At 39.9% G+C, this 1,310-nt stretch carries 1 protein-coding gene; it reads right to left on the bottom strand.

The features are described from left to right. Positions 1-183 precede the first annotated feature (183 nt). Positions 184-1,310, bottom strand: a 1,127-nt coding sequence (locus PCORN_RS16690; RefSeq protein WP_036082688.1) for a GW domain-containing glycosaminoglycan-binding protein, incomplete at its 5' end; no start/stop codon positions are given.

Below are 1,310 nucleotides of genomic sequence, written 5' to 3'. Positions count from 1 at the left end.
AATGGTATATTTCGTCCTTGGAGGCTATTTTTTTTACTGCGGTATGTTTTTCTTCGACGGAAAAAACGTGTGCGTTTTGACATACAAAAAACTTCCCTTATAAAGTAGATTTGGAATTTTTGTTTTTTCCATTGTCTACTCTATAGGGAGCATATCATTTCGTGGATTTACTGCTTTTTCATGTTATTTAAGGTTTGCCATTAAAGTCCAACCGATAACGACATTACCATTTTTGAGGCGGTACCATACTTTTCCTTCGATGTTTGCTTGACGATCTGCAGTTAATGTTTTACCGGCAAATTTAGCAAGCGTTCCAACTTTAATCGGAGGATCATCGACAGGGAATGAGTAGAGTACGCCAGCTGTATTGGCTACTTTTTTCGTTAGGTTCACTGGTCTTTCAGCAATCGCGCCATCATAAAATTTCGTCAGGGCACTTGCATTGACCCAGCCAAGAAGTTGACCGTTTGAACTGATTTGGTAGTATAAACCGCCAGTTGTTTTGGCTTCACGCAAGATGCGGAGCTTTTTACCACTGTAATTGGAAAGTGGTGCGATCTTAGAATTTATACCGTACGTGTTTGGGACTAGTTTCCAGATGTATTGATTCGCTGTTGTTTTTGTCTTACCGTAAGCGGTCAATGTTTTGTCATAGACTGTTTGGTCAGGCTTAGTTGCACTAACACTGGATGCACGAACCCAAGTAACGAGTTCGGAGTTGTTGATAAGGTAATACCATAGTGTCCCGTTGATTGTGATTTGTTTATGGACTTTCAAAGGTTTGTTGGTATAGGCAGTTAAGTTTCCTCTACGCATGGAGGAATCAGCAACTGGAAAATAGTAAACAGATTCGTTAGGGACATTGACATAGCGCGTTAAATTCGCTGGTTTTTCCATACTAGGTGTGTAAAGAATAGTTACAGCTTTATTCTCCACCCAACCAATAGTCTTCCCGTCAATGCTAAATTGATACCAGACACCTTTGCTAGTTTTCATTTCGCGGATAAGCTTTAAATTTTTACCTGTGTAACTGGAAAGCGGATTTACTACTTTAGCGCCTAGTGTACCGTTTGGAACAGTCCAAACATTATTTCCTGTCGCTGTTTTAACACCCGCATAGGTTGTAGTACTCATTGCTTTATTATATTGAATTTGATCGTATGCGGTAGCTGTAACGCTGGATGCACGAACCCAAGTAACGAGTTCAGAGTTGTTGATAAGGTAATACCATAGTGTCCCGTTGATAGTGATTTGTTTATGGACTTTCAAAGGTTTGTTGGTATAGGCAGTTAAGTTTCCTCTACGCATGA

This window comes from Listeria cornellensis FSL F6-0969 (assembly GCF_000525855.1).
In the GTDB taxonomy this organism is placed as follows: Bacteria; Bacillota; Bacilli; order Lactobacillales; family Listeriaceae; genus Listeria_A; species Listeria_A cornellensis.
Note: the sequence above shows the minus strand (reverse complement) of the source record. Positions and strands in the feature narration are given on the sequence as shown.